This is a genomic window from Stenotrophomonas sp. YJH_SMC_123 (genome assembly GCF_059368215.1).
In genome coordinates this window covers 118,973-145,283 of the sequence record NZ_JCAFRM010000005.1, presented here as the reverse complement: position 1 = coordinate 145,283, position 26,311 = coordinate 118,973, and the positions used below count along the sequence as shown (strand labels likewise).

25 protein-coding genes are annotated in these 26,311 nt (G+C 67.8%); 13 read left to right on the top strand and 12 right to left on the bottom strand.

All coding sequences use genetic code 11. The features are described 5' to 3' along the window. Positions 1–38: 38 nt before the first annotated feature. Entirely contained in the window at positions 39–689 is a 651-nt protein-coding gene (locus tag AC5P5W_RS13145; RefSeq protein WP_014645449.1) for a YceH family protein, read from the top strand. A gap of 131 nt (positions 690–820) precedes the next feature. Here AC5P5W_RS13145 and AC5P5W_RS13140 read toward each other — a convergent pair whose 3' ends face one another. Both AC5P5W_RS13140 and AC5P5W_RS13135 read right to left on the bottom strand, forming a co-directional pair. Further along, on the bottom strand, positions 821–1,345 hold the full coding sequence (locus AC5P5W_RS13140) for a GNAT family N-acetyltransferase (RefSeq protein ID WP_032962369.1): 525 nt from the start codon (positions 1,343–1,345) through the stop codon (positions 821–823). A gap of 84 nt (positions 1,346–1,429) precedes the next feature. Next, positions 1,430–3,406 carry a UvrD-helicase domain-containing protein gene (locus AC5P5W_RS13135; RefSeq protein ID WP_197574340.1) on the bottom strand — a complete coding sequence of 659 codons (1,977 nt, stop codon included), beginning with the start codon at positions 3,404–3,406 and terminating at the stop codon, positions 1,430–1,432. Positions 3,407–3,505: 99 nt separating this feature from the next. Here AC5P5W_RS13135 and AC5P5W_RS13130 point away from each other — a divergent pair, with 99 nt between their 5' ends. From AC5P5W_RS13130 to AC5P5W_RS13120, 3 genes are read left to right on the top strand one after another with little or no spacing between them, the layout of a single operon-like run. Further along, positions 3,506–4,177 (top strand): SEL1-like repeat protein, encoded by a 672-nt coding sequence (locus tag AC5P5W_RS13130; RefSeq protein WP_014645443.1) that lies wholly within the window; start codon positions 3,506–3,508, stop codon positions 4,175–4,177. Positions 4,178–4,216: 39 nt separating this feature from the next. Beyond that, positions 4,217–4,945: an SEL1-like repeat protein gene (locus tag AC5P5W_RS13125; protein WP_032962363.1), complete on the top strand. Its 729-nt coding sequence runs from the start codon at positions 4,217–4,219 to the stop codon at positions 4,943–4,945. A 9-nt stretch (positions 4,946–4,954) separates the two neighbouring features. After that, a complete protein-coding gene (locus AC5P5W_RS13120) occupies positions 4,955–5,575 on the top strand; it encodes a thymidine kinase (RefSeq protein ID WP_008264720.1) in 621 nt (206 codons plus the stop codon). A 524-nt stretch (positions 5,576–6,099) separates the two neighbouring features. Here the strand turns inward: AC5P5W_RS13120 and AC5P5W_RS13115 are convergent. The 5 genes from AC5P5W_RS13115 to AC5P5W_RS13095 form a co-directional block, all read right to left on the bottom strand. After that, the gene (locus tag AC5P5W_RS13115) at positions 6,100–7,704 is read right to left on the bottom strand and encodes a glucan biosynthesis protein (RefSeq protein WP_164077257.1); all 1,605 of its coding nucleotides are present in this window, start codon (positions 7,702–7,704) and stop codon (positions 6,100–6,102) included. Positions 7,705–7,809: 105 nt separating this feature from the next. Then, positions 7,810–8,622, bottom strand: coding sequence for a bifunctional DNA-formamidopyrimidine glycosylase/DNA-(apurinic or apyrimidinic site) lyase (mutM, locus tag AC5P5W_RS13110; RefSeq protein ID WP_014645439.1), 813 nt, complete (start codon positions 8,620–8,622; stop codon positions 7,810–7,812). 76 nt (positions 8,623–8,698) lie between these two features. Then, positions 8,699–9,517 carry a hypothetical protein gene (locus AC5P5W_RS13105; RefSeq protein ID WP_164077258.1) on the bottom strand — a complete coding sequence of 273 codons (819 nt, stop codon included), beginning with the start codon at positions 9,515–9,517 and terminating at the stop codon, positions 8,699–8,701. A gap of 198 nt (positions 9,518–9,715) precedes the next feature. Then, on the bottom strand, positions 9,716–10,048 hold the full coding sequence (locus tag AC5P5W_RS13100; protein ID WP_164077259.1) for an EF-hand domain-containing protein: 333 nt from the start codon (positions 10,046–10,048) through the stop codon (positions 9,716–9,718). Beyond that, complete coding sequence (locus AC5P5W_RS13095; RefSeq protein ID WP_164077260.1) at positions 10,045–11,247, bottom strand: DesA family fatty acid desaturase; 1,203 nt, start codon at positions 11,245–11,247, stop codon at positions 10,045–10,047. Before AC5P5W_RS13095 ends, AC5P5W_RS13100 begins: the two co-directional genes overlap by 4 nt. Positions 11,248–11,398: 151 nt before the next feature. Between AC5P5W_RS13095 and AC5P5W_RS13090 the strand changes: the two genes are divergently transcribed. Continuing rightward, positions 11,399–12,220, top strand: a complete 822-nt coding sequence (locus AC5P5W_RS13090) for an ABC transporter ATP-binding protein (RefSeq protein ID WP_164077261.1) — start codon at positions 11,399–11,401, stop codon at positions 12,218–12,220. Positions 12,221–12,350: 130 nt separating this feature from the next. Here the strand turns inward: AC5P5W_RS13090 and AC5P5W_RS13085 are convergent, their stop codons facing one another. Both AC5P5W_RS13085 and AC5P5W_RS13080 read right to left on the bottom strand, forming a co-directional pair. Continuing rightward, positions 12,351–13,553 carry a DUF4785 domain-containing protein gene (locus tag AC5P5W_RS13085; RefSeq protein ID WP_046427650.1) on the bottom strand — a complete coding sequence of 401 codons (1,203 nt, stop codon included), beginning with the start codon at positions 13,551–13,553 and terminating at the stop codon, positions 12,351–12,353. Between the two features lie 11 nt (positions 13,554–13,564). Next, complete coding sequence (locus AC5P5W_RS13080) at positions 13,565–14,443, bottom strand: hypothetical protein (RefSeq protein ID WP_032962353.1); 879 nt, start codon at positions 14,441–14,443, stop codon at positions 13,565–13,567. A gap of 258 nt (positions 14,444–14,701) precedes the next feature. Between AC5P5W_RS13080 and AC5P5W_RS13075 the strand changes: the two genes are divergently transcribed. After that, the gene (locus AC5P5W_RS13075; protein WP_049408886.1) at positions 14,702–15,541 is read left to right on the top strand and encodes an acid phosphatase; all 840 of its coding nucleotides are present in this window, start codon (positions 14,702–14,704) and stop codon (positions 15,539–15,541) included. 133 nt (positions 15,542–15,674) lie between these two features. Here AC5P5W_RS13075 and AC5P5W_RS13070 read toward each other — a convergent pair whose 3' ends face one another. Further along, positions 15,675–17,945 carry a TonB-dependent receptor gene (locus AC5P5W_RS13070; RefSeq protein WP_049408885.1) on the bottom strand — a complete coding sequence of 757 codons (2,271 nt, stop codon included), beginning with the start codon at positions 17,943–17,945 and terminating at the stop codon, positions 15,675–15,677. Positions 17,946–18,102: 157 nt separating this feature from the next. Between AC5P5W_RS13070 and AC5P5W_RS13065 the strand changes: the two genes are divergently transcribed. Then, positions 18,103–19,122, top strand: a complete 1,020-nt coding sequence (locus AC5P5W_RS13065) for a TIGR00266 family protein (protein WP_164077262.1) — start codon at positions 18,103–18,105, stop codon at positions 19,120–19,122. A 204-nt stretch (positions 19,123–19,326) separates the two neighbouring features. Continuing rightward, entirely contained in the window at positions 19,327–20,319 is a 993-nt protein-coding gene (locus AC5P5W_RS13060) for a patatin-like phospholipase family protein (RefSeq protein ID WP_032958418.1), read from the top strand. Positions 20,320–20,358: 39 nt separating this feature from the next. Here the strand turns inward: AC5P5W_RS13060 and AC5P5W_RS13055 are convergent, their stop codons facing one another. Continuing rightward, a complete protein-coding gene (locus AC5P5W_RS13055; protein WP_049446786.1) occupies positions 20,359–20,844 on the bottom strand; it encodes an Lrp/AsnC family transcriptional regulator in 486 nt (161 codons plus the stop codon). Between the two features lie 125 nt (positions 20,845–20,969). Between AC5P5W_RS13055 and phhA the strand changes: the two genes are divergently transcribed. Further along, positions 20,970–21,863, top strand: a complete 894-nt coding sequence (gene phhA, locus AC5P5W_RS13050; RefSeq protein ID WP_134967038.1) for a phenylalanine 4-monooxygenase — start codon at positions 20,970–20,972, stop codon at positions 21,861–21,863. 106 nt (positions 21,864–21,969) lie between these two features. Here the strand turns inward: phhA and AC5P5W_RS13045 are convergent, their stop codons facing one another. Further along, on the bottom strand, positions 21,970–23,025 hold the full coding sequence (locus AC5P5W_RS13045) for a LacI family DNA-binding transcriptional regulator (RefSeq protein WP_041862907.1): 1,056 nt from the start codon (positions 23,023–23,025) through the stop codon (positions 21,970–21,972). A gap of 240 nt (positions 23,026–23,265) precedes the next feature. Between AC5P5W_RS13045 and AC5P5W_RS13040 the strand changes: the two genes are divergently transcribed. The 4 genes from AC5P5W_RS13040 (at position 23,266) to AC5P5W_RS13025 (ending at position 26,257) form a co-directional block, all read left to right on the top strand. Then, positions 23,266–23,856, top strand: a complete 591-nt coding sequence (locus AC5P5W_RS13040) for a cysteine dioxygenase family protein (protein ID WP_014645425.1) — start codon at positions 23,266–23,268, stop codon at positions 23,854–23,856. A 117-nt stretch (positions 23,857–23,973) separates the two neighbouring features. Further along, a complete protein-coding gene (gene eda, locus AC5P5W_RS13035) occupies positions 23,974–24,612 on the top strand; it encodes a bifunctional 4-hydroxy-2-oxoglutarate aldolase/2-dehydro-3-deoxy-phosphogluconate aldolase (RefSeq protein ID WP_014645424.1) in 639 nt (212 codons plus the stop codon). Between the two features lie 96 nt (positions 24,613–24,708). After that, a complete protein-coding gene (gene adhP / locus AC5P5W_RS13030; RefSeq protein ID WP_014645423.1) occupies positions 24,709–25,737 on the top strand; it encodes an alcohol dehydrogenase AdhP in 1,029 nt (342 codons plus the stop codon). A gap of 127 nt (positions 25,738–25,864) precedes the next feature. After that, positions 25,865–26,257 (top strand): hypothetical protein, encoded by a 393-nt coding sequence (locus AC5P5W_RS13025; RefSeq protein ID WP_075075938.1) that lies wholly within the window; start codon positions 25,865–25,867, stop codon positions 26,255–26,257. Positions 26,258–26,311 lie beyond the last annotated feature (54 nt).

Below are 26,311 nucleotides of genomic sequence, written 5' to 3'. Positions count from 1 at the left end.
TGCTTGGCGGTTGACCCGTTGCCCTTCCGGAGGCCGCCATGACCGATTCCGCCCAGACCCCTGACGTCCCCCTGCTCGACGCCGTGCAGGCCCGCCTGCTGGGCTGCCTGGTGGAGAAGGAGGCGACCACCCCGGACACCTACCCGCTGACGGTCAACGCGGCCCAATCGGCGGCCAACCAGAAGACCGCGCGCGAGCCGGTGATGAACGTGGACGCTGGCAGCGTGCAGCACGCGCTGCGCCAGCTGGAGGCGTTGGGCCTGGCCCGCCAGCACTTCTCCTCGCGCGCCGATCGCTACGAACACCGCCTGCAGGCCGCGCTGGACCTGACCCGGCAGCAGACCGTGCTGCTGGCGCTGCTGCTGCTGCGCGGTCCACAGACGCTGGGCGAGCTGGTCACGCGCAGCGAGCGCCTGCACCGCTTCGCCGACACCGACGAAGCCCGCCATGCCATCGAGCGCCTGCAGCAGCGTGCCCTGCTGGTGGTGCTGCCGCGTGCCAGTGGCCAGCGCGAAGACCGCTACATGCACCTGCTGTGCGGCGAGGTGGATGGCGCGGCGCTGGCGGCGAAGTACGCCAGCAGCAGCGGCAGCAGCGATGCGGCCGACCCGGGCCTGGCCGAGCGCGTGGCCCAGCTGGAAGCGGCCGTGGCCGAGCTGCAGGCACAGCTGGCCGAACTGCGCGGTTGAGGCAATCTACTGGGGTCGGATCCCGCAAGGCGGGCTCTGACCCCAGTGCTATCCCGGGTTGCCGGCCAGCGGCCGGCACTACCGGATGTCCTGCCGATGCAGTGCAGACCAACTGTCGGCACCCATCATGATCAAACCTCGGCCGCGCCCGGCGTGGCATACAGCCGGCTCGGGCTGTCCACGCCCGGCAGCTGGATCACCCCGCGTTCCTGCATGCCCAGGCCCAGCAGGATCTTTCCGGACACCACGTTGTCCAGGTCGGTGATGCCATACAGATCGTGCAGGCCCAGCGCTCCGCGTGCATGCGCGAACACTGCCCGCGCCGCCTCGCCGGCATAACCCTGCCCGGCAAATTCCGAAAGCACCGCATAGCCGATATCCGGCCCCGGCAGGCCATCACGCCGCACCAGCCCGGCGTTGCCCAGCCAGGCACCATCGGACAAGCGCTCGATGGCATACATGCCGAACCCGTTCAACGCATAGCTGTGCAGCACCCGCAGCGCGATGTACTCCCGCGCCTGCGCCTCACTGCGCACATCACGGTCGCCGATGAAGCGCAGGAAACCCGGATCGTTCAACAGCGCCAGCATCGGCACCGCATCGCGATCAGGTTCGATCGCACGCAGGCGCAGGCGTTCACTTTCAATCGGATGCACGCGCAGACCTCCAATGGAAAAACCGATTGTAGAGCCGTGAGCTGGGATCGGATCCCTTCCCATCGGGAAGCGGTCCGGCCCCGGTCAATCGAACAACGCCTCGATCGCCGCCAACCCGGCACTCGCCCGCTCCTTCTTCCGCGCCGCATCGGCCACCGGGTCCGCACCATCGCGCTGGATCTCCTCGGCCGGGATCTCATCGAAGAACCGGCTCGGCTTCAGCCGCACGTGCTCGCCAAACTTGCGCGTGAGCTTGCTGTAACTCATCCACAGCTGGATCTTGGCGCGGGTGATGCCCACGTACAGCAGGCGACGTTCTTCCTGCAGGTTGCCCTCGTCCAGGCTGACCTGGTGCGGCAGCACGCCGTCCTCGCAGCCGACGATGAACACGTACGGGAACTCCAGGCCCTTGGAGGCATGCATGGTCATCATGCGCACCTGGTTGCCGCCCTCGTCCTTGTCGCTGCGCGACAGCAGCGCCAGCTGTCCGGCCAGGTCGGCCGCAGTGGCACCGCGCGGGCCGCCCTCGAACCACTGCGCCAGTTCCTCGATGTTGTTGGCACGGCGCTGGTAACTGGCTTCTTCCTTGGCCTGCTGGCGAAGTTCGCTGAGCAGGCCGGACTCCTTGGCCACCTTGCGGATCATGTCGCCGGAACTGACCTGGCGCATCTGCGCACGCAGGTCGCGCAGGATGTCGGTGAAACGCGCCAGGCTGTTGGCCGCACGCGGCGGCAACTGCTGCAGGGCGCCGATCGCCTCGGCGGCCTGCGCCATCGGCATGTCTTTCTCCTGCGCCAGTTCGGCCAGCCTGGCCAGCGTGCCGGCACCGACATCGCGCTTGGGTGACTGCACCGCACGCATGAACGCGGTGTCGTCGTCCGGGTTCACCAGCAGGCGCAGCCAGGCCAGCGTGTCCTTCACTTCCTGGCGCTCCAGGAACATGGTGCCGCCGGTCAGGTGATAGGGAATGCGCAGCAGCTGCATCGCCTTTTCCAGCGGGCGCGACTGGAAGTTGCCGCGGAACAGGATGCAGAAGTCACTCCACGGCACGTTGCGCGATTGCGCCACGAAGGCGATCTCGGCGGCGACCTTCTCCGCTTCATGTTCGCTGTTGCGGCATTCCCAAACACGGATGCGTTCGCCGTCGGCCTGATCGCTCCACAGCTTCTTCAGGTGCTCATGCGGATTGTTGGCGATCAGCGCGTTGGCGGCGCGCAGCACGCGGTTGGAGCAGCGGTAGTTCTGCTCCAGCTTGATGATTTCCAGCGTGGGGTAATCGCGCCCCATCTGCTGCAGGTTTTCCGGGTTGGCGCCGCGCCAGGCGTAGATCGACTGGTCATCGTCGCCGACGCAGGTGAAGTTGCCCTTCTCACCGGCCAGCTGCTTGAGCAGGCGGTACTGCGCGTCGTTGGTGTCCTGGCATTCGTCCACCAGCAGGTAGCCGATGCGCTCGCGCCAGGCCAGCGCGATCTCCGGGTTCTCTTCCAGGATCTGCACCGGCAGGCGGATCAAGTCGTCGAAGTCGACCGCATTGAACGCGGTCAGCCGCAGCTGGTAGCGCTCGTAGACGCTGGCCGCTTCCTTCTCGCGGTTGCTGCGCGCGGCGGCCATCGCCTGTTCGGGCGACAGGCCAGCGTTCTTCGCGCGCGACACCAGGTTCTTCATGTCCTCGATGTCATCGGGCTTGGCGCCGTACATCAGGTCCTTGATCTGCGCGGCGGCATCATCGGCATCGAAGATCGAGAAACCGCGCTTCAGGCCCACGGCGGCATGTTCGATCTGCAGGAACTTCAGGCCCAGCGCATGGAAGGTACAGATGGTCACCTCGTCGGCGTCCTGCTCGCGCAGGCGCTTGGCCACGCGCTCGCGCATTTCCTTGGCCGACTTGTTGGTGAAGGTGATCGCAGCGATGCGGCGGGCCGGGTAGCGGCCACAGCCGATCAGGTGGGCAATCTTCTCCACGATCACGCGCGTCTTGCCGCTGCCGGCGCCGGCGAGCACCAGCAACGGGCCTTCGACGTGCAGGACCGCGGCAGCTTGGGGAGGATTCAGACCGTGCATGGGGACAGGATTGTAGCGGGGTGCCGGCAGGCCCACCTGACTTGCATGGCGCCCGCCCGTAAGGTATTGAATCGGCACCGGAACACAGGAGCGTGGTCCATGTCCCCGACTGTCATCGCCCGTCCGCTTGCGGCCGCCCTGCTCGGCCTGCTGGCCCTGCCTGCGGCCGGGTCCGGCCCGCCGCCGCGCACGGATGCCTATGAAGCGATCGTGCTGCAGTCGCACGAGTTCCTCGTCTACCATCCGGACCTGCGCTTCCGTGGGCTCGGCATGCAGGCCCGCGAACGGGGCCGCCACGAAGAAGCCCGCATCGACTTCCGCAATGCCGCGCGCTACGGCGACAAGCTGTCACAGGCAGCGCTGGCCGACATGCTCTGGAACGGGCAAGGCGGCCCGGCTGACCGCGCCCTGGGCTACGCGTGGATGGACCTGGCGGCCGAGCGCGGCACCGAGTGGCTGGTGGTGCAGCGCGAACGCTTCTGGGAGGCGCTGTCCGCCGACGAACGCGAGCGCGCGGTGCGCGAGGGCCGCGCGCTGTACGCCGAGTTCGGTGACCCCGCCGCCACACCGCGGCTGGAACGCGAACTGCGCGCCGGCAGCATGCAGCAGACCGGCAGCCGCGCCGGCTGGAGCGGCGCCATGCGCAGCCAGGGCCGCGGCGATGCCGGGCCGCGCGTGCTGCAACCGGAGAAGCACCAGCTGGCCCGTTACTGGGATCCGGTGGCCTACCGGCAATGGCAGGACGAGGCGTTGGCGAAGTCGGGGCGATGACGTTGGTTTTTTTCCATGGCCATGGCCAGGAGGGCGATCATGAAGGCGAAACACGCTCCACTCTGCCTGTTGCTGCTTCTGTCGACGGCCGCTGCCGTCGCCGCAAAGGAATGTCCGGTTGAGGCCCCGCGACGGATTCCGCCCACCGTCCTGACCGGAGGGTTTTTCGATTCGCACCCGGACCTCTTCTGGCGAAGCATGGCCCAACGGGCCGAACAGGATAAACAGCCCGCCAGGGCCCTGGTCTACTACAAACGCTCGGCACGCTACGCCGACAAGTTCTCCCAGGCAATGGTGGCAAGGCTGTACCAGGAGGGTATCGGCACTGCGCCGGACCCGGTGATGGCCTACATCTGGATGGACCTGGCCGCCGAGCGTATGTACCACGACTTCCTGGTCCTGCGGGAACACTACTGGGCACGCCTTGATCCGCTGCAGCAGGCACAGGCGATCGAGCGCGGCCAACAGGTATACGCCGACTATGGCGACCGCGTAGCCAAGCCCCGCATGGAACGGGCGCTCAGCGACGGGCGCCGGCAGATCACCGGCAGCCGCGTCGGCTACGTGAGCTCGGCCCTGGTCGTCGTGCAGCGCCGCGGCGACGAGCAGGGCATCGCAACACCAGGCAACATCGTCTACGACAACGACTACTGGAAGGCCGCCGACTACTGGTGCCTGCAGGACAACTACTGGCGGCCAGCGCTTGCGCCCAGCATCGAGATCGGTGCACCGCAGCAGATCCGCGACGGCGGGCCGGGTGGCGACTAGAATTGGCCGATGGCCAAGCTCTACTTCTACTACTCGGCGATGAACGCCGGCAAGACCACTACCCTGCTGCAGAGCGCACACAACTACCGCGAGCGCGGCATGCGGGTGGCGATCCTGACCCCACGCCTGGACGACCGTGCCGGCGCCGGCGTGGTCGCCTCGCGGATCGGCCTGCGCGCCGATGGCATGGCCTTCGACCGCGATACCGACCTGCAGCGCTGGGTGGAGCAGGATCTGGCGGCCAACGGCCCGATGGGCTGCGTGCTGGTGGACGAGGCGCAGTTCCTGACCCGCGCCCAGGTCTGGCAGCTCAGCGAGGTAGTCGACCAGCTGCGAATTCCGGTGCTGTGCTACGGCCTGCGTACCGACTTCCGCGGCGAGCTGTTCGAGGGCAGCCAGTACCTGCTGGCCTGGGCCGACGAGATGCAGGAGATCAAGACCATCTGCCACAGCGGCAAGAAGGCGACCATGACCGTGCGCGTGGACGAGCATGGCCACGCCGTGCAGGATGGCCCGCAGGTGGAGATCGGTGGCAACGATCGCTACGTGTCGGTCAGCCGTGCGGAGTTCAAGAAGATCACCCGCGGCGAAGGGCGGATCGACCCGGCGCAGGCGCCGCTGCCGCTGTAAGGGGTGTTCTTTTGCAGGGCTTGCAGTCCTGCACCTGCAGAGACAACAGCAACGGCAACAGCGGGCATTCCGTGGGATGGCGGGGCGGTGTCGGAGTGCGGGGACGCTGCAAGTACGTCCCTGTAAGCTTGGCAGCCGCATCCATGCGGCTGACACCCCGCACTCCGACACCGCCCCACCTCTGACAGTTGGCCGCGGCTGTTGGTAGGTGTCGACCTTGGTCGACACATCTGTCAGATATCGAATGAAATTCCGGGGTCAGATCCGTTTTCCTTCGTAAAACGGATCTGACCCCATGAGCAATTCCGACAGATCGCGGCGATCTGTCGAAGGCGGGGTGGGTCCGGTGGCGGGAGTGTTCGCGGCATGGATGCCGCGACCAAGCCCCCAGGGAAGGGTTTACGGCGTCTCCCGCCGCCGGACCCACCCCGCCTACCCTCAGGAAACCAGCTTCTGCTTCGGCTGTTGCTGTTGCTCTGGCCTCTGCAGGTGCAGGGCTGCAAGCCCTGCAAACCCAACCCCTCTTAGTACAGCGTGCGCTCCGGCGCACCCGCCGGCGGCGGGGTGAACTGGTACAGCCAGGTTTCCGTAAGCGTCTTGCCACCACTGCGCAGGAACAGGCGGATGTCGATCTGCTCGGTACTGCCTTCCGGCGGCACCAGGTCGAACATCGCGCGATAGCCGTTGATCTCGCGCAGCGGGCGCGCCGACACGATCTCGACCCGGCCACGGCTGGCTTCCACCACCGCCTCGACCTCACCCTTGTCGATCAGGCTGGCCAGCTCGCCCCCTTCGAAGTCCACCGCGAAGCGCCAGCTGAAGTACTCGCGCTTCTTGCCGACCACACCGCCCAGGCCGGTGCGGCTGGCTACGCAGTGCGCCAGCGGCGGGCGCGCCGGCGGTTCGGCGCCCCAGTACAGGCGGTAGCCGACCAGCAGCTCCTGGCCCGGCTGCGGCTTTTCCTTCGGGTTCCAGAACGCCACGATGTTGTCGAACGTCTCGTCCACGGTGGGAATCTCCACCAGCTGCACCGAGCCCTCGCCCCATTCGCCCTTCGGCTCCACCCACAGGCACGGGCGCTTCTCGTAGAACACGCCGTCGTCCTGGTAATGGTCGAAATTGCGGTCGCGCTGCAGCAGGCCGAAGCCGCGCGGGTTGCGGTCCACGAACATGTTGAAGCGCAGGTTGCGCGGGTTCAGCAGCGGCCGCCAGATCCATTCGCCAGCGCCGGTCCACAGCGACAGGCCATCGGTATCGTGGATCTCCGGGCGCCAGTCCCATGCCATGCGGCGGTCGTTCTCGCCCACTTGGTACATGCTGGTGCACGGTGCGATGCCGAGCCGCTCGATCGGCTTGCGCGGGTACAGCGCGCTGTCGATGTCCATCAGCAGCACGTCGCCATTGGTGATCGCGAAGCGATAGGCGCCAGCCACGCTGGGTGAATCCAGCAGGCCGTAGACCACGATCGTGTCCGAATCAGCCGATGGCTGTTCCAGGTAGTAGGCGATGAAATCCGGGAATTCCTCCGGCTTGCCCATCCCGGTGTCGATCGCCAGGCCGCGCGCGGACTGGCCGTACTGGCCTTCCTTGCCTACCGCGCGGAAGTAGCTGGCGCCGAGGAAGGCGGCGAAGTCGCGGTCAGTGTCCTTGCGGGTGTTCAGGCGGAAGCCGGCGAAGCCGAGGTCGGCCGGCAGCTCGCCATCCTTGATGCCGCTCTTGCCGTAGTTGAACGCCGCGCCGTCATAGGCCAGTTCCTGCGCCTTGCCGTCGACCACGTCGAACATGCGCACCGGCGAATGGAAGTACAGGCCCAGGTGGAAGAACTTGGCCTGGAACTTGCCGGGCTGGTCGGCCCACAGCGCATGGTCCTGGCGGTAGCCGATCGACTGGTACTGGTCCCAGTCCAGTCCTTCCAGACGGCCCGGCAGCACCCGCTTGTGGCTCTTGTAGGGCGCCTGCGCCAGCGCGCGCGCCTGGCCCTTCAGGGTAGCGAAGTCGAACGGTTGCGGCTGGCCGAGGCGGCGCAGGCCCATCTGGCCGCTCCTGCTGGCCGCGCACGCGGGCAGGGACGGCAGGCCGAATGCAGCCAGGGCGAGGGAGGCATTGCGGATGAAGTCGCGTCGTTGCATGCAGGCGCGTCAGGCACAGGGAGGAAGGTCGGCCATCATAGGCAGACAAACGTTAACGGGCAGCGGAGACGCGCCCTGCCCGTTCAGCTGCCGCTGGCTGCCGGCTCAGCGCTGGCAGTGGCTGCACCAGACGCTGGCGCGCTGGCCGATGGTGGCGTGCTTCAGCGCGCGGCCACAGTTCGGGCAGGGCAGCCCGTCACGGCCGTACACCAGCAGTTCCTGTTCGAAGTAGCCCGGCGCGCCATCGGGGCTGATGAAATCGCGCAGGGTCGTGCCGCCACGGGTGATGGCATAGCCCAGGATCTCCTTCACCGCGTCGGCCAGCCGCTGGTAGCGTTCGCGCGAGATCTTCCCAGCCTCGCGCAGCGGACTGATGCCGGCCTTGAACAGGCTCTCGGCGGCGTAGATGTTGCCCACGCCCACCACCACCGCCTGGTCCATCAGGAAGGTCTTCACCGGCGCACTGCGGCCACGGCTGCGCGCAAACAGGTAGTCGCCGTCGAATCCCTCGTCCAGTGGCTCCGGGCCCAGCCCCTGCAGCAGCGGGTGGATCTCACCGGCGGGCTGCCAGAGCAGGCTGCCGAATCGGCGCGGGTCGTTGAAGCGCAGCAGGCGGCCGTTGTCCAGACTGATATCCACATGGTCGTGGGCGCGCAGCGGTGTGTCACCCGGCAGCACGCGCAGGCTGCCGGACATGCCCAGGTGCAGCACCGCGCTGCCGATGGCGGTATCCAGCAGCAGGTACTTGGCGCGGCGGCGGATGTCCTCGATGCGCTGCCCCGGCAGCAGCTCGGCCACTTCCGGTGGAATCGGCCAGCGCAGGTCGGCGCGGCGCAGGATCACGCCATGCACGCGGCGGCCCTGCAGGTGCGGCGCCAGGCCGCGGCGGGTGGTTTCGACTTCGGGCAGTTCAGGCATGCAGGGATTCTATCCCCGCTCTGCGGCCGGCACCTGGCCGTCGATGCCGGGGAATGATCCCCGGCATCGACCGGTGTCAGGCGCCCTGGCCGGCGCGCACAGGCTCCGCCGGAACCGGTGCCGCAGCGGCGGGACGGTCCGGGAACAGCGACGGCAGCGTTTCCACGAACCGGGCCAGGCACTGGTCGCTGTAGCGCTCGGCCGTCTGCTTGACCAACGCATAGTCGTCGGCCTGCCAGGCTTCCAGGGGTGCGGCCACCGGTGCGTCGACCTGGCACTGCACGCCTTCGCCACCGACCAGGCGCAACAGCTTGCGGGTATACGGGAAGCCGACGTGCTGGGTCTGGCGCAGCTCGTACTGGGTATCGGCATCGCCCAGTTCCTTGTAGATCAGGGTGAAGCCATCGGCGGTGATCTGCACCGGCCGTACCTCTGCCGGCACGGCGCCCGGATGCGCGGTGAAGTACTCGGCCAGGCGCATGCGCACCTGGTCCTGCAGGTAACCGAGGGCCGGGTTCGGAACGGTCTCCACCCGGGTTCCCTTCAGCTGGTCCTTCTTGAACGAGCTGCCGCCGAGCGTGCCGGAAAACAATGACACGGCAACCTGCGCGGCCACCAGCTTGCCGGTGGTGGAACGCTGCACCAGGCGCAGCGTCTTGTCGCCGACTGGCTGGCCATCCGCGCCCATCTGCAGCTTTACGCTCACCGGCACCCGGCTTTCCCAGGCAGGCAGCTCCGCCACGGCGGCGACAACGCCGGCATCAGCGGCGGGAACGTCTGCAGCCGTCGCCGTGTCGGACGGGGCGGTCGGGGGTGGCTCATTGGCCAGCACAGGCGAGGCGATGACGAGGCTGCCGAGCAGCGCGGCCGCCAGCAGGGGTGGGTTCGATTTCATGGGGGATCCTTGGGTCGTGTCGGGCCAGTGCAGGCGATTCCGTTCGGCATCGATCATCGCAATGGCACCGCACTCCCTTCCATGTCCTTCCCCCTACCGCGATCCATCGCGGTCGACATGCCAGATCGCCTTACCCGTGCGGATCGACCGGTACCCGGGATCGCGTCGAACCCACCATCGGCAGCACGCCGGGAATCTTTAGCGCGGAGGCGCCGCCAGTTCGCGCGCATCCAGGAAACCATCACCGTTGGCATCCTGCTTGTGGAAGCGCTGCACGATCACCTGCCGCTGCTGCTCGCGGCTGATCGCCCTGCCCTTGCCACCGGGCAGCTCCTCGGCCGTCAGCACACCATCACCGTTGCGGTCCATGCGGTCGAAGGCATACAGCATCCACTGCACGTACTCGGCCTCGCTGACCCTGCCGTCGCCATCGCTGTCCATCCGCTGCAGATAGCTGGCGGTGTCGTTGACCTGGGCCAGCGCCGCGCCCGGCAGCAGTGCCGCCAGCAGAAGCCCGTACCCTGCCCTCATGCGCCCACCAGGCTGTAGCCCTTCAAGCGTGCGGCGTAGGCCTGCAACGCCGCGATACCGCTTTCCTCGGCCTCGCGGCACCACGCCTGCAACTGGTGCAGGCGCTCGGCGGCGTCGTGGCCTCGGGCTTCCAGCAACGCCGCCAGCCGCGCGCGGTACTCGACCAGGGTGCGGATGCGCGGGCGCTGTGCCACCCATGCGCTGAGCTGGGCACGGCTGTCCGGCTTCAGCCAGCGACCATCGTTGACCAGTCCACGGCGCAGCCGGCGCGGCAGCAGGCGGCGCAGCTTGGCTCCGGCTTGGGCGGCTTCCTCGCGCAGGGCCGGCATGAACACATTGCGCTGGTAGTCGGTCATCGCCTGGAAGCGATGCGACAGCAGCGCCTTAAGGGTCTCGGCATCGGGCACGGCGATGTTCGGACGCACGTCCATGGCCGGTGCCACCCGCAGCACCTTGGCCAGGCGCAGCGCCTGCAGCAGGCGGATCGCACTCCAGCCGATGTCGAATTCCCAGCGCCGCATCGCGAAGCGCGCCGAGCTGGGGAAGGCATGGTGGTTGTTGTGCAGCTCCTCGCCACCGATCCAGAACCCCCACGGCGTGAGATTGGTGGAGGTATCGGCAGACTCGTAGTTGCGGTAGCCCCACCAGTGGCCCAGGCCGTTGACCACGCCGGCCGCCCAGAACGGGATCCATGCCATCTGGATCGCCCACAGGGCCACGCCGGGCAGGCCGAACAGCACGCTGTTGATCACCAGCAGCAGCACCGGGCCCAGCGTGGGGTGCGGGGTATACAGGTGGCGCTCGATCGCATCGTCCGGGGTACCGCGCCCGTACTGTTCGATGTCCGCGCGCATGCCGCGTGCCTCCCGGTACAGCTCCACGCCGTGCCAGAACACCCTGCCGATGCCGCGGGTGACCGGGCTGTGCGGGTCGTCCTCGGTCTCCACCTTGGCGTGGTGCTTGCGATGGATGGCCACCCACTCGCGGGTGATCATCGAGGTGGTCAGCCACAGCCAGAAACGGAACACGTGGGCAAGCGCCGGGTGGAAATCGACCCCGCGATGGGCCTGGCTGCGGTGCAGGTACAGGGTCACCGAGAAGATGGTGATCTGGGTGAAGACCAGCAGCACTGCCAGCATGGCCCACCACCCCAGGCCGAGCACACCACCGGTCAACAGGGACATCAGGGCATCAGGCATGACGGCTCTCCGGATCGACGCGGGGATGGCAGACATGATGGCCGCTTGCGTTGCAAACTGCATCCCTGCGGCGATGTATCGCATCGCCATCCGTGGCACCGTTCACAGTTGGGGACCTGAGTTGTCGAGCCTTGATCCACGCGCCAGCGCCATGACCGCCGCCCCGCCCGTCGCGGAGCTGCCCCCCTTGATCGAACTGGACCGCGCCACCGTGGTGCGCGGCCAGGTGAAGGTGCTGCACGGGCTCAGCCTGCGCATCGCGCAGGGCCAGCACACCGCCCTGCTCGGCCCCAACGGCTGCGGCAAATCCACCTTCATCAAGCTGATCACCCGCGAACTGTATCCACTGGCGCAGGGCGACGGCACGGTGGCGGTGAAGGTGCTGGGCCAGAACCGCTGGCAGGTGGACCGGCTGCGCTCGCAGCTGGGCATCGTCACCGGCGACCTCAGCAGCAACCTGGCCGACATGCCCGGCCTGACCGTGGAACAGGCGGTGCTGTCCGGCTTCTTCGCCAGCTACGTGGTGCCGGCCTTCCGCGAGGTGACCGCCGACATGCGTGCACGCGTCGGCGAAACGCTGACGATGACCGGTGCCCTGACGCTGCGCGAGCGCGCCTATGCCGAGCTGTCGGCCGGCGAGACCCGCCGCGTGCTGATCGCCCGCGCGCTGGTCAATCGACCGCAGGCACTGCTGCTGGACGAACCCTCCACCGGGCTGGACCTGGTCGCCCGCGAGCAGCTGGTGGCGACCATGCGGGTGCTGGCGCAGCAGGGCATCACCCTGGTGCTGGTGACCCACCACATCGAAGAGATCATTCCCGAGATCGAGCGCGTGGTGCTGCTGCGCGATGGTCGCGTACTGGCCGACGGCACCCGCGCCGAGCTGCTGCGCAACGAACCGCTGTCGGCGGTGTTCGGCGGCGCGATCACCGTATGCGAGCAGGAAGGCCGGCTGACCGCGTACGCGGGGTGATCGACATGCCACTGTAGAGCCGAGCCGATGCTCGGCTGCTCCTGATCACGACAAACAGCAGCCGGGCATCGGCTCGGCTCTACAGGATGCAATGCAGCGGGCCGGATATCCCGGCCCGCCACCGCCGTGCTCAGAACCGCAACGCCAGCGCGCGCGACTCGATCGGTGCCATCCGGCTCTGGTCCTGCAGCTGCAGGTCGCGCAGTTCGTACGGCGCACCGAAACCGGCCGGCAATGCGGCCTGGTCGAACGGCAGCACCAGCTGGCCTGCACCGGGGCCATCGAACCACGCCGCCGCATGTGCCTGCGCGACCGGCTTCAACTGGCCATCGCGGGCCGTGGCGTACAGCGTGCCGCGTGCTTCGTAGCGGCCAGCGGCGGCCACCTGCAGCGGCAGTGCCACCTGGCGGCTGGACGGGTCCGGTGCCGCCTGGCCACTGAAGCGCGCGGTCGGCCGTGCCACCGCGAAAGCCACCTTGCCGTCGCGCAGCACGCCATCGGCCTGGGCGAACACCTGCAGTTCCCACAGCCCCTGCACGCTGCCGAGATCGGCGGGGATGCGCACCTGCGCGCGCAGGCTGCCGTCGGTGGTGCGCAGCAGGCGCTGCGGCCAGCTGCGGCCATCCGGTGCGACCAGCAGGGCTTCACCGCCCAGGCCGCCACGGCGCGATGCCAGCTGCGCGGTGGTGGCGCCGTCTTCCAGCAGGCGTGCCTGCAGCTGCACGTTGCCACCAGCCAGCACCTGCGCCTGGTTGGCCTGCACTTCCAGCCGCAGCGGGCTGTTCGGCTCAAGCACCTGCACCACATAGCGGCCCTGCGCCTGCGTGCTCTGCAGCGTGTACGCACCGGCCGAACTGGTCGCGCCGGTGCGCAGCATGCTGCTGCCATCACTCACCGGCATGCCGGCATCCTGCAGCGCGCGCGCATCGACACTGCGGGCCACGCTGCTGCGGCCGGCCGGGTCGCGCACCTGCAGGGTGTTGGCCGGCAGCGCGCGGGCACCTGCGGCCGGGCTCAGCTGGATCACCGCATCGGGCGCCGTCAGCGGCAGGTCCAGGCCGCGTTGCAGCTGCGTGCCATCGACCTGCTGCCAGTAGCTGCGGCTGACCGAGGCATACGGCGTGGCCGCCTGCAGCGGTTGTGCCGGGTCCAGCGCCCAGGCAAAGGACAGCGGCGCGTGCTCGCTTTCATCGGCGGGCAGCGGCGCGGCCACCAGTGCGGCAGGCACCTGATCGCCCGCGCGGGCGGCCTGCAGCGGCTGCGCGGCCTGCGCTGCGGAAAGGGACAGCACGGCCAGCAAAGCACTGGCCAGCAGGGTGGAATGGTTCGTCATGGTCATCTCCCTCACTGGTTCAGGTCGTTGCGCAGCAGGGTGCCGAGGCCGAAGCACTCGCGCCGGCTCTGGTTGTGGCTGAGTGGTTCGGCGCCCTGGGTGCGTGCCTTGTCGGTGAACCAGGTGGTGCCGGCAGCCTTCTGGCTGCTGCACTCCAGGAAGCCATCGGAGCAGGACGACAGCCAGTTCTGGGTGAACTCCAGGCCGACATTGGCGGCGTAGCCACCGCAGTAGCTGTTGCTGTCCCACACCGCCGATTCCACATCGCTGCCGACCACCGCACGGAACGGTTTGGGCAGCGCCGGGCGACCGGCCGTGCCGTACAGGTTCTGCGCGTTGTAGGTGGCCATGCTCGCCACCTGCTGCTGGCGTACCGCGTCGTTCTTGTAGCCCAGCAGCCAGCCCAGCGACGTTTCGAAGGTATTGCCGTTGAGCACCGCATCGGCCAGCGGCGTGCCCGCCGAGGACGGAGCCAGTGCATTGACCTTGCGCACCGTGCGGATGATCTTCGGATAGCGGCTGTCGTAGGTCGGGTTGGACAGGATCCAGCGCATCACATTGCCGCCGTTGGAGTGGGTGATCACCACCAGCTGGGTGATGCCACGGCTGTCGATGAAGCCGGTCAGCTGGTTGGCCAGGCAACCGGCCGCTTCCGGTTTCCACATGTACTGGGTGAAGTCACAGTTGATGACGACGTAGTTGCTGCTGTTCGGCAGGCCCTGGCGCACGGTGTCGATGATCGCCGGCTGCCAGTAGTCCTGGGTGGCATTGGTCTGCGCGCCGGTGCCATGCACGAAGGCCACGCCGACCACGTCGGCGGCCTGCGCCGGGGCGGTTGCCAGCCCGAGGAGCAGGGCCAGGACGGTACTTCCTGTTGCGGTGCTGCGCATCGCTTCTCTCCCTCTGTCAGTGGATCCCCCCGACCCGGCTGGAACTGGACGGCCTCTCGACCCCGTTGTGTCGATGCTCGCGGCGCAGGCGCGTGAAAGTCCGTGCGCTGCGCCCGGATTCAGGAGACTGACGACACTCGATGACGTTTTTCATACTGCCCCGATGACCATGCCGGGTCTGGCCGTATGACCGATGGCCACTGCGGTGTCGCATACGGGCTGCGATCATGACGCGATGTTTTTCCTCTGGAGCCGTCCATGTCGCTGATTTCCCACACCGCCCGCCCACTGCTCGGTCTCACCGTTGTCGCGGTCCTGGCTGGCTGCGCAGCCACCGCCAGCAAGCCGACCGCCGTCGAAGCCAACATCACCACCAAGGCGGTGGGCTATCTGGACACGAGCGCGGTTCCGGCCAGCCTGGACCTGGTGCCGGCACCACCGGCGGCCGGTTCGGCCGCCCTCGCCCTGGACGAACAGGTCAGCCGTGAAGCCCGCGCGCTGCGTGGCAGCCCGCGCTTCGCCCAGGCCGGCGTCGATGCGGAACTCGGCTTCCCCGAAGGCGCCAACCACTTCTCCTGCGCCGCCGACATCGACGTCGATGCAGTGAAGACCCCGGCGCTGTACCGACTGCTGGAGCGCAGCCGGATCGACGCCAGCGCCGCCACCAAGGCGGCCAAGAACCACTACCAGCGCCCGCGCCCGTTCATGGTCAACGGTGAGCCGACCTGCTCGCCGAAGGACGAGGACGGCCTGCGCAAGAACGGTTCCTATCCGTCCGGCCACACCTCGATCGGCTGGGCCTGGGCCCTGATCCTGTCGGAGATCGCGCCGGACCGCGCCGATGCCATCCAGGCCCGCGGCCGCAACTACGGCGAGAGCCGCCTGGTGTGCAACGTGCACTGGCAGAGCGACATCCTCGAAGGCCGCTTCATGGGCGCGGCCGCCGTGGCCCGCCTGCATGACAACGCTGCCTTCAACAAGGACCTGCTGGCCGCACGCAAGGAGATCGAGGCGGCGCGCAAGGCCGGTCGGCACTCCAGCCGCGACTGCGCCACCGAGAATGCGGTGCTGAAGGTGCGCCCGCAGAGCGCGCTGTAGGCCACGCCTCTGTAGAGCCGAGCCATGCTCGGCTCAGAGCAGCCGAGCGCAGGCTCGGCTCTACACGAAGCAGGAAACCAGAAGGGCCGGCATTGCGCCGGCCCTTCTGCATTGCATCAACGCAGCCACCGCATCAGAACTTCGCGGTGAACTCCACGCCCCAGGTACGCGGCTCGTTGAGGAAGCCGGTCAGGTTGTTGAAGTCGATCGCGCCGACCACGCGGGTCTGGTTGGTCAGGTTGCGACCGAACACCGCCACGTCGTACTGGCCGTAATCCCAGTTGTAGCCCAGGCGCAGGCCGCCTTCCAGCGAACTACGGCCGCGGAATTCCGGCGACTCGTAGATGAAGAAGTTCACCGCACTGCGGTAGGCCCAGTCGGTGTAGGCGTACAGCTCGCTGCCATCGCTGAGCGGGAAGCCCACGCGCAGGGTCGCGTTGTGGATCCACTTCGGCGCCTGCGGCAGCGGGTTGCCGTTCACCAGCGCATAGGTCTGGCCGTTGATCACCGTGGTCGGGTCGGTGATGGTGCAGCCACCGCCGCAGATCGCCACCGCCAGGTTCTTGTCCTTGATCTCGGTGTCGTTGTAGCTGCTGCCGAAGGTCAGCAGGACGTTGTCGGCCAGGTAGGCCTCCAGGTCCAGCTCGACGCCCTGGCCGATGGTCTTGTCGGCGTTGAGCAGGGTGGCGGTGTTGTTGCTGCCGCCCACCGCGATCAGCTGCTGGCCATCGACGTTGTAGCGGAACACGCTCAGGCCCAGGCGCGCGCGGCGCTCGAACAGGTCGGCCTTGATGCCGGCCTCGTACGAGATCACCTTCTCCGAATCGGCCTGCGACAGGCCTGGCGCGAAGGCCAGGCGGCCCTGGATCGACGGCGCGCGGAAGCCCTTGGCCACGCGGGCATAGGCGTTGATGTCGTCGGTCAGCTTGTAGACGCCGCTGAGGTCCCAGCTGACGTCGTTGACGTCGGTGTTGGCCAGGTACGGGCCACTGACCGGGGTGCCGAACGGAACGGCCTGCAGCACGCTGGCGCTGAAGTCCTTCTTGTCCTGGGTGTAGCGCACGCCGGCACGCAGCTTGAAGCGGTCGGTGACATCGAAGTCACCCGAGGCGAACACCGCCCAGGCCTTGTTGCGCTGGTTCTGCACCACGTGGCCGGTCTGCGGATTGCCCGGGGCCAGCGAGTCGTAGTTGAAGTTGTTGATGGTCACGTCTTCATCGAAGTAGAAGACGCCGGCCTGCCAGTCGAAGCGGCCCCACTCGTTGGACTCGATGCGGACTTCCTGCGTCCACTGGCGGTGATGCGGCAGGCCGTCAGCCGACTCCGACGAGAACGGAATCAGGCCGGGGCCGTAGTTGCCGGCGCCAAGGAACGCCGCGCCGTAGCCACCGTCGATGTCACCGCGGTTGAGCGATTCGGCGGTTTCGTAGCCGGTGATCGAGTGCAGCGTCACCGAGCCGAGGTTCCACTGCAGGCGCGCGCTGCCACCCCAGGTCTTCAGGTCGGAGAAGTTGACGCCGTCGTTGGCCACCTTGTCGCGGTCGAAGTTCTCGACCAGCGAGTTGCCACCCTTCTCGATGATGTTGGCGCGGAACAGGCGGGCGGTGCCATTGAGCTTGCGCTTGTGCAGGTTGAACAGCGCTTCGAAGTCATCGCCTTCGTACAGGAACTGCACGCGGCCGGCGGCTTCGTCATAGCCTTCGAAGCCACTGTTGGGAGCGCCGACGCGGGTGTTGTCGACCCAGTCATCGCGGCGCTGGTAGATCGCCGAGACGCGTGCCGACCAGCGATCGGTCAGCGGGCCGCCGTAGGCGCCCTGTACGTTCCAGCTGTTGTAGCTGCCGTAGCCGACGCGGATGTAGCCATCGGCATCCTGCGACGGACGCGCCGAATCGAACTTGACCACGCCGGCCGGGGTGTTGCGGCCGAACAGCGTGCCCTGCGGACCACGCAGCACTTCCACGTTGGCCAGGTCGAACAGCGGGAAGCCCTTCAGCAGCGGGCTTTCCTGCACCACGTCGTCGTACACCAGCGACACCGGCTGCGACGCATTGAGGTCGAAGTCGGTGTTGCCCAGGCCGCGGATGTAGAAGCGCGGGAAGGCACGGCCGTAGGACGACTCGATGTTGAGGCTGGGCACGCGTGCGGCCAGGAAACGGATGTCATCGCCGGCCGAACCGAGCACATCCAGCTTCTCGCCCTGGATCGCGGAGAGCGCGACCGGCACGTCCTTGGCGTTCTCGACACGGCGCTGCGCGGTCACCTGCAGGGCGTCGAGGGCAACCGGATCCTTGGCAGCGGGGGTTTCCTGGGCGGCTGCTACCAGCGGCAGCAGGGCGGAAAGAGCGGCAACGAGGGGGCGCGCGACCGGAAATCGGCCACGGGAAGTGCGGGTCGGGGACATGGCGGTAGGCTGTGTTTGGAGGGGTGGTAAAACGGCGCTACCAGATAATTGTTGCAATACAGCACCTACGCCGCAAATGCCCGCCGTTCATGGCCCCGTCGCCGGCACCCCCGGGCGCTCGCTAGACTCGGGGTTTCCACGCGACGGACCCGCCGCCATGACCCAGTGGTACTTCCATGCCTCCGCCCAGGCCGAGCGCATCGGCCCGCTTGATGACGGGGCCGCACGCCGCTACGCGCAGGCCAATCCACGCGCCCTGGCATGGTGCCAGGGCATGAGCGGGTGGACGCCGATCGCCGAGGTGGCCGAGCTGCAGGCTCCGGCCCCGGGCATGCCCAACACACCGCCGCCGGTCCCGGTCGCCGCCGGCGCCAGCGGCCGCGCCGACGACATCGAGTTCCGCATCGTCGGCCATGAAATGCAGTTCGTGGAGCTCGAGCTCGACCCCGGCGAGAGCGCCATTGCCGAGGCCGGCGCCTTGATGTTCAAGGACGCCACGGTACAGATGGACACGGTGTTTGGCGCTGCCAACGGTGACCAGGGCGGCTTCATGGGCAAGGTGATGGCCGCCGGCCGCCGTGTGCTGACCGGCGAGAGCCTGTTCGCCACCGTCTACACCCAGAGCGGGCATGGCAAGGGCAAGGTCGCCTTCGCCGCGCCCTACCCCGGCACGGTGCTGGCGATGAAACTGGACCAGCACGGCGGCCGCCTGATCTGCCAGAAGGACAGCTTCCTGGCCGGCGCGCGCGGCGTGCAGATCGGCGTGCAGTTCCAGCGCAGGATCATGACCGGCCTGTTCGGCGGCGAGGGCTTCATCATGCAGAAGCTGGAAGGCGACGGCTGGGTGTTCATCCACGCCGGTGGCTGCGTGATCGAGCGCGAGCTGGCCGCCGGCGAGCGCCTGGACGTGGATACCGGCTGCGTGGTGGCCTACCACTCCAGCGTGGACATGGACGTGCGCCGGGTGGCCGGCATCAAGAGCATGCTGTTCGGCGGCGAAGGCGTGTTCCTGGCCACGCTGACCGGCCCCGGCAAGGTCTGGCTGCAGTCGCTGCCGTTCTCGCGCCTGGCCGGCCGCATGTGGATGGCCGCACCGCAGGGCGGCGGCCAGAGCCGCGGCGAAGGCTCGGTGCTGGGCGGCCTGGGCCGGATGCTGGATGGTGACAACCGGTTCTGACCCACTCATTTGGTAGGTGCCAACCTTGGTTGGCACATTCCTTCAGCGCGCGACCAGGCATTTGTGCGGACCAAGGTCCGCACCCACCAGAAGCGATTCACGTTTTTTTTGCTGAATAGGGAGTTCCCCCCACCCTGCCCGCCCCGCCACGGCTTCGGTATGCTGGCGCCCTTTCCTGAATCCAGCGCCGCGAGCGCACTGCCGATGAGCCTGTTCCGCCCCCGCATGCTGCTGTCCGTCGCCCTGATCGGCCTGCTGGCCGGCTGCGGTGGCGACCCGGTCCGCCCCACGCCGCCGCCGGCGCCGACCGTGGTGCCGCAGGCCAAGCCGATCAGGATCGGCATCGCCCTCGGTGGCGGCGCGGCCAAGGGCTTCGCGCACATCGGCGTGATCAAGATGCTGGAAGCCAACGGCTTCGAGCCGGCCGTGGTCTCCGGCACCAGCGCCGGCAGCGTGGTCGGTGCGCTGTATGCCAGCGGCATGGACGCCTTCCAGATGCAGAGCAAGGCAGTCGCGCTGGACGAAGCCAGCATCCGCGACGTGCGCCTGTTCTCCGGTGGCCTGGTGCAGGGCCAGAAGCTGCAGGACTACGTCAACGAGCAGGTCGCCAACCGTCCCGCCGAGCGCCTGAAGAAACCGTTCGCCGCCGTTGCCACCCAGCTGGAAACGGGCGAGCGCGCGATCTTCGTGCGCGGCAACGTCGGCCAGGCGGTGCGCGCGTCGAGCAGCATCCCCGGTGTGTTCGAGCCGGTGAAGATCGGCGGCCGCAATTACATCGACGGCGGCGTGGTCAGCCCGGTGCCGGTGGATGCCGCGCGCCAGCTCGGCGCCGACTTCGTGATCGCCGTGGACATCTCCAGCAAGGCCAGCGGCAAGGCACCGACGGACATGCTGGGCATCGTCAACCAGTCCATCTCGATCATGGGCCAGCGCCTGGGCGAGCAGGAGCTGGCGCGCGCCGACATCGTCATCCGTCCGAAGGTACTGGACATCGGCGCCGCCGATTTCAGCCAGCGCGGCACCGCGATCCTGGAAGGCGAGAAGGCCGCAATGGCGGCCATGCCGCAGATCCGCGCGAAGATCCAGCAGTTGCAGCGCGCGCGCGCCGCCGCGGCGGCACCCGCGCCGGTGGCCGCACCAAAGTGCGAGGAAGCCTCGCGCCTGGGCAAGCTGATGGGCCGCAAGGACAAGTGCTGATCCATTGATGCCAGGCCACCGGGCACGCCTGGTGGCTGCTCAGGGCTCCAGCTGCGACAACGGCAACGCCTGGAAACCCTTCACCGTGCGCAGCACGAAGCTGGAATTGGCATCGGCCACGCCGCCGGCGTTGAGCAGCCGGTCCAGCAGGAAGTGCGAGAAGTGCTCCAGGTCGCGCACGTAGACGTGCAGCAGGTAGTCCATGTCGCCGGTCAGCGCATGGCAGGCCACCACTTCATCCCAGCCCTGCACGCTGTCCACGAAGTGGCCAATGGCGGCCTGGTCATGCTTTTCCAGCTGCACGCGCACGAAGGCCTGCAGGCCCAGGCGCAGCTGGCGCGGTTCCAGCCGCGCGCCATAGCCGACGATCACGCCCTCGCTTTCCAGCCGCTGCAGGCGGCGCAGGCAGGCCGAGGGCGAGAGGTTCACCCGTGTCGCCAGCTCGGCGTTGGTGGCGCGCCCATCCCGCTGGATTTCAGCCAGTAGACGTATATCCGTGCGATCGAACTGGACTTCTCCGGCCATTGTTGCCCCGCAACATGGTGAGTACGCAAGGATATTGCGCCAACAAGGCCAATCGACGCAACTTTTGCAACCCTGTTGCGCGCGCCCTGCCCTAGCATCGTGGGTATCCCGTCAAGGAGTGCCCCATGGACCTCGCCCAGCCCCGCCGCGTCGAACACCAGCAGACCGACAAGGGCTACGTGCCGGTGTATACCACCGCGCTCGTCGAGCAGCCGTGGGACACCTACAGCGCCGACGACCACGCCACCTGGAGCACGCTGTACCAGCGCCAGCGCGAACTGCTGGTCGGCCGCGCCTGCCAGGAGTTCCTGGACGCGCAGGACGAGATGGGCATGAGCGCACACATGATTCCGCGCTTCGACCAGCTCAACGAAGTACTGGGCGCCGCCACCGGCTGGACCCTGGTCGGCGTTGAAGGCCTGCTGCCGGAACTGGATTTCTTCGACCACCTGGCCAACCGCCGTTTCCCGGTGACCTGGTGGATCCGTCGCCCGGACCAGATCGACTACATCGCCGAACCGGACCTGTTCCACGATCTGTTTGGCCACGTGCCGCTGCTGATGAACCCGGTGTTCGCCGACTACATGGAGGCGTACGGCCGTGGCGGCGTCAAGGCCCACGCGATCGGCCCGGATGCACTGCAGAACCTGACCCGCCTGTACTGGTACACGGTGGAATTCGGCCTGATCGATACGCCCGACGGCCTGCGCATCTACGGCGCCGGCATCGTGTCGTCGAAGGGCGAGTCGCTGTACTCGCTGGAATCGCCCGCGCCCAACCGCATCGGTTTCGACCTGCAGCGGATCATGCGCACCAAGTACCGCATCGACACCTTCCAGAAGACCTACTTCGTCATAGACAGCTTCGAACAGCTGATGCAGGCGACGTCGCCGGACTTCACCCCGATCTACGCGGCACTGGCCGACCAGGCGCATCTGCCGGCCGGCGAGGTGCAGGACGACGACCGCGTGTTCCAGAAGGGCACGGGTGAAGGCTGGGCCGACGGCGGCGACGTGTAAGCGCGTAACGCACACCGCTTCGCAGTGGAAACGGCGCACCCTGGTGCGCCGTTTTCGTTGTTGCCTGCACCGTTCTGTCGCGACGGCGCAGGCGAGGGCAGGACACTCAGCCGTCCACGGCCCGGCAGGAACCGCGCACCATCAGTTGCGGATGCACGCTGGCCGCAGCCGGCGCCTCCGGTACGTCGGTCTGCACCAGCATCGCGGCAGCCATGCGGCCGATGTCGGAGACGTGGCGGCGTACCGACGTCAGCGGCGGCCACAGCCGCGACGCCAGCGGGCTGTCGTCGTAGCTGACGATCGACAACTGCTGCGGCACCGCGATGCCCGCACGCAATGCCACCTGGTAGACGCCCGCGGCGATTTCGTCGTTGCCGGTGAAGATCGCACTGGGGCGTTGTCCGCCCATCAGCAGGCGTTCGGCGGCATGCACGCCGGACTCGAAGGTGTCGCCCGCTTCCAGCACGCGCTCGCCCGGCAGGGTCACGCCGACCTGGGCCAGCCGATCAAGGAAGCCGTGGGTCCGCTCGCGGGCAGCGCGCCGGTCACCGGGACCGGCAATCACCGCGATGTCGCGGTGGCCGAGCGAGAGCAGGTAGCCCGCAGCCGCCGCCGCACCATCGCGATCGTGGGTGACCACCGCCTGCACGTCTTCTTCCGACGCATGCGCGTTGATGCGGATGTGGCGGCAGTCGATCGCGTCGAGCATCTGCGCCAGCGCCATCGATTCGGAGGCGCGCGGGCCGAGGATCACGCCATGCAGTTTCTGCTGCTGCACGAAACGGCGCACGCCGTCCGCACAGTCCGGATCCTGGCTGTTGCACGGGTGCACCACCAGCTCATAGCCGGTGCCGCGCAGCGCTTCCAGCGCGCCGTGCTGCAGGTCGACAATGCATTGGGCGCCGGGGTCGTCATACACCAGGCCGATCAGGAAGGAGCGGCGGAACGCGAGTCCGCGCGCCAGCGGGTCGGGCACGTAACCGACCTCGCGCATCAACGCCTCGACCTTGTCGCGGGTGTCTTTGCGCACCAGCGGCGAGTTGTTGATGATTCTTGAAACCGTTTTCTTGGAAACTCCCGACAGTCGTGCGATGTCGTTGATCGTGGCAGCCTTGCCTTTCGATGCCGGCAACGCGGCATCGCTCATATTTCGCACTGACATGTATAGAACCAGGTAAGTCGGAGAATTCTAGCCTTGCACCCGTCGGATGCGAAGTTGCGGAACGTCGCAGCGGATCTGAATCGCGTCGTGTTCGACACGTTTTGCTGCGCGAGGTTCCCTTGTGATTGCTCTAGTGCCTCTGCATCTGAACCGTTCTTCTGCGCGTGTTCACCCTGAATGCGGACGCGACGCGCGCGAACGCCAACATTCCCTTAACCATGCTCCGCTACAGTCAGGTGCATGGACCTGCAGACCTCTCCGTTTCCGCCGTTCCGTGGCCGCGACCGGTTGATCGCTGCGGTCGACGCGGCGGTGACCGCCGGTGATGCCGGGCGCATCACCGCCGACCTGCAGCTGGCGCTGCAGGAAGCCATAACCGACAGCCGCATCGAATTGCCCGAATGCGTGCATCGGCCGGTCAGTGATCATTACGCGCGACGTCCGCTGTACCACAGCCGCGAACACGGCTACAGCGTGATCGCCATGAGCTGGGGCCCAGGGCAGGGCACGCCGCTGCACGACCACGATGCCATGTGGTGTGTGGAGGGAGTGTGGTTGGGCGAACTGGAGATCACCCGTTACGAGCTGCTGGAGCGCGCCGGCGAGCGCTGGCGTTTCCACCGCCACGCCACGCTGCGCGGAGGCTGCGGCAGTGCCGGCAGCCTGATCCCGCCGCACGAGTACCACACCCTGCGCAACGCCAGCGACGACGCATTGGCGATTTCTGTGCACGTGTACGAGTCGCAGATGGAGCGCTCGGCGGTGTTCGACCCGCTCGGTGGCGACTGGTACCAGCGCCGCATCCAGGCGCTGCAGGCCGACCCGGCCTGACCGGGGCAGGGCGGGGCGACGCTGCCAGCACCTTCGTGAGCCACGTGGCATCATGCGCCGCTGCGCTGCCGTACCCGGCGGCGATCCGCGATGCCCCGTCGGGCAAGGAGCAAGACCATGTCCAGCGCTGATCCGCGCCTGCGCGCGCTGTTGAAGCTGGCACCGGTGATCCCGGTGTACACCCCCGAAGATGTGAATGAAGCGGTCGACGTCGCCCAGGCACTGTTCCGCGGCGGCCTGCCGGTAATCGAGGTGACGCTGCGCACGCCGCAGGCGCTGGATGCGATCAAGGCGATGGTCGAGGCCGTGCCGGACGCGGTGATCGGTGCCGGCACCGTACTCGACGCCGCGCAGATGCAGGCAGCGAAGCAGGCCGGCGCGCGATTCGCGGTGTCCCCCGGTGCCACGCCGGCGCTGTATGCGGCCGCGCGTGATGCCGACCTGCCATACCTGCCCGGTGCCGCCACCGCCTCGGACCTGATCCTGGGCCTGGAGCATGGCCAGGACACCTTCAAGTTCTTCCCGGCGGTGCAGGCCGGCGGCGCTGCACTGCTGGCGGCCTGGCACGGTCCGTTCGCCGATGTGCGCTTCTGCCCGACCGGCGGCATCAGTGCGCAGACCGCGCCGCAGTTCCTGCATCTGCCCAACGTGCTGTGCGTCGGCGGTTCGTGGCTGACCACCCCGGCACTGCTGCAGACCCGCGACTGGGAGGCGATCGAACGCCTGGCCCGCGAGGCGTCCGTGCTGGCCAGCTGAACCTGCTCCGCGAATCTTCAAAGGTTTGATCGTGATCAAAGCGCCGGCCTCGTGCCGGCGTCATTCTGTGGGCAAGCGCACTACGGAGATCCGAACATGAATTCGACCATGAAGGCCGCTGTCGTGCGTGAGTTCGGCAAGCCACTGGTGATCGAGGAAGTCTCGGTACCACGCCCGGGGGCGGGCGAGGTACTGGTCAGGATCGAGGCCTGTGGCGTCTGCCACACCGACCTGCACGCCGCCGAGGGCGACTGGCCGGTGAAACCGAACCCGCCGTTCATCCCCGGCCACGAGGGCGTGGGGCACGTCGTGGCCGTGGGAGGCGGGGTAGGGCACGTCAAGGAAGGCGACAGGGTCGGCATCCCCTGGTTGTACTCGGCGTGTGGCCATTGCGAACACTGCCTGGGTGGCTGGGAAACGCTGTGCGAGACACAGCGCAATACCGGTTACTCGGTCAACGGCGGCTTCGCCGAGTACGCACTGGCCGATGCCAACTATGTCGGCCTGCTTCCGAAGGACGTGGGCTTCGTCGAGATCGCACCGGTGCTGTGCGCCGGCGTGACCGTCTACAAGGGCCTGAAGGTCACCGACACCAAGCCCGGCGACTGGGTGGCGATTTCCGGCATCGGTGGCCTGGGCCACATGGCGGTGCAGTACGCCCGTGCGATGGGCCTGAACGTGGCTGCGGTGGACGTGGACGACAACAAGCTGGCATTGGCCCGGCAGCTCGGCGCGCAGATCACCGTGAACGCGCGTACCACCGATCCGGCCGCCTTCCTCAGGAAGGAGATCGGCGGCGCGCACGGCGCCCTGGTCACGGCGGTCTCACCGAAGGCGTTCGAGCAGGCGCTGGGCATGGTCCGCCGTGGCGGCACCGTCTCGCTCAACGGCCTGCCGCCCGGCAATTTCCCGCTGGACATCTTCGGCATGGTGCTCAACGGCATCACCGTGCGCGGCTCGATCGTCGGCACCCGGCTGGACCTGCAGGAGTCGCTGCAGTTCGCCGCCGAAGGCAAGGTCGCGGCCACGGTCAGCACCGACCGCCTGGAGAACATCAACGACGTGTTCGCGCGCATGCACGCGGGCACCATTGAGGGCCGCGTGGTACTCGACTTCGCTGCCTGACCGCCCGTGCATGGCCGCCGTCGCTCCGTCCCCCTCTCCCACGGACGCGGCGGCCATGCCGATTCATCGGTAGTGCCGGCCGCTGGCCGGCAACGCGGGCACTCTGTGGCCGCCGTACAATGCGCGCATGCCCGGCCTGCTCAAGACCCTGTTCCTGTCCATCGTCGCCCTGATCGGCGGCGTCCTGTCGCTTGCGCTGGTCAGCAGCGTCGCCAGCTGGCTGCCCCCGTTGCTGGGCCTGTCGCCGGACAACAACAGCGTGCAGCTGGGCTGGGACCTCACCTTCAGCGTTCTTGGTGGCATCGCGGGCGTTTCCTTTGCCACCTATTACGCCCCCTGCTGGCCGCGTTCGCATGGCTTCTCGATCTGGTCGCTGATCGCGCTGGGCTGTGGCTACGCGATGTGGACGGCCGGTGCGGATTTCCCGTTCTGGTTCGTCATTGCGCTGCTGGCATCGCTGCCGCTGCAACTGCTGGCCGGTTGGTGGTTCGGCCGCCGCGCCTCGCGCGACGCAGGGTAACGCCGCCTTTGTAGAGCCGAGCCCATGCTCGGCTTTCATGCACATCGACACAGG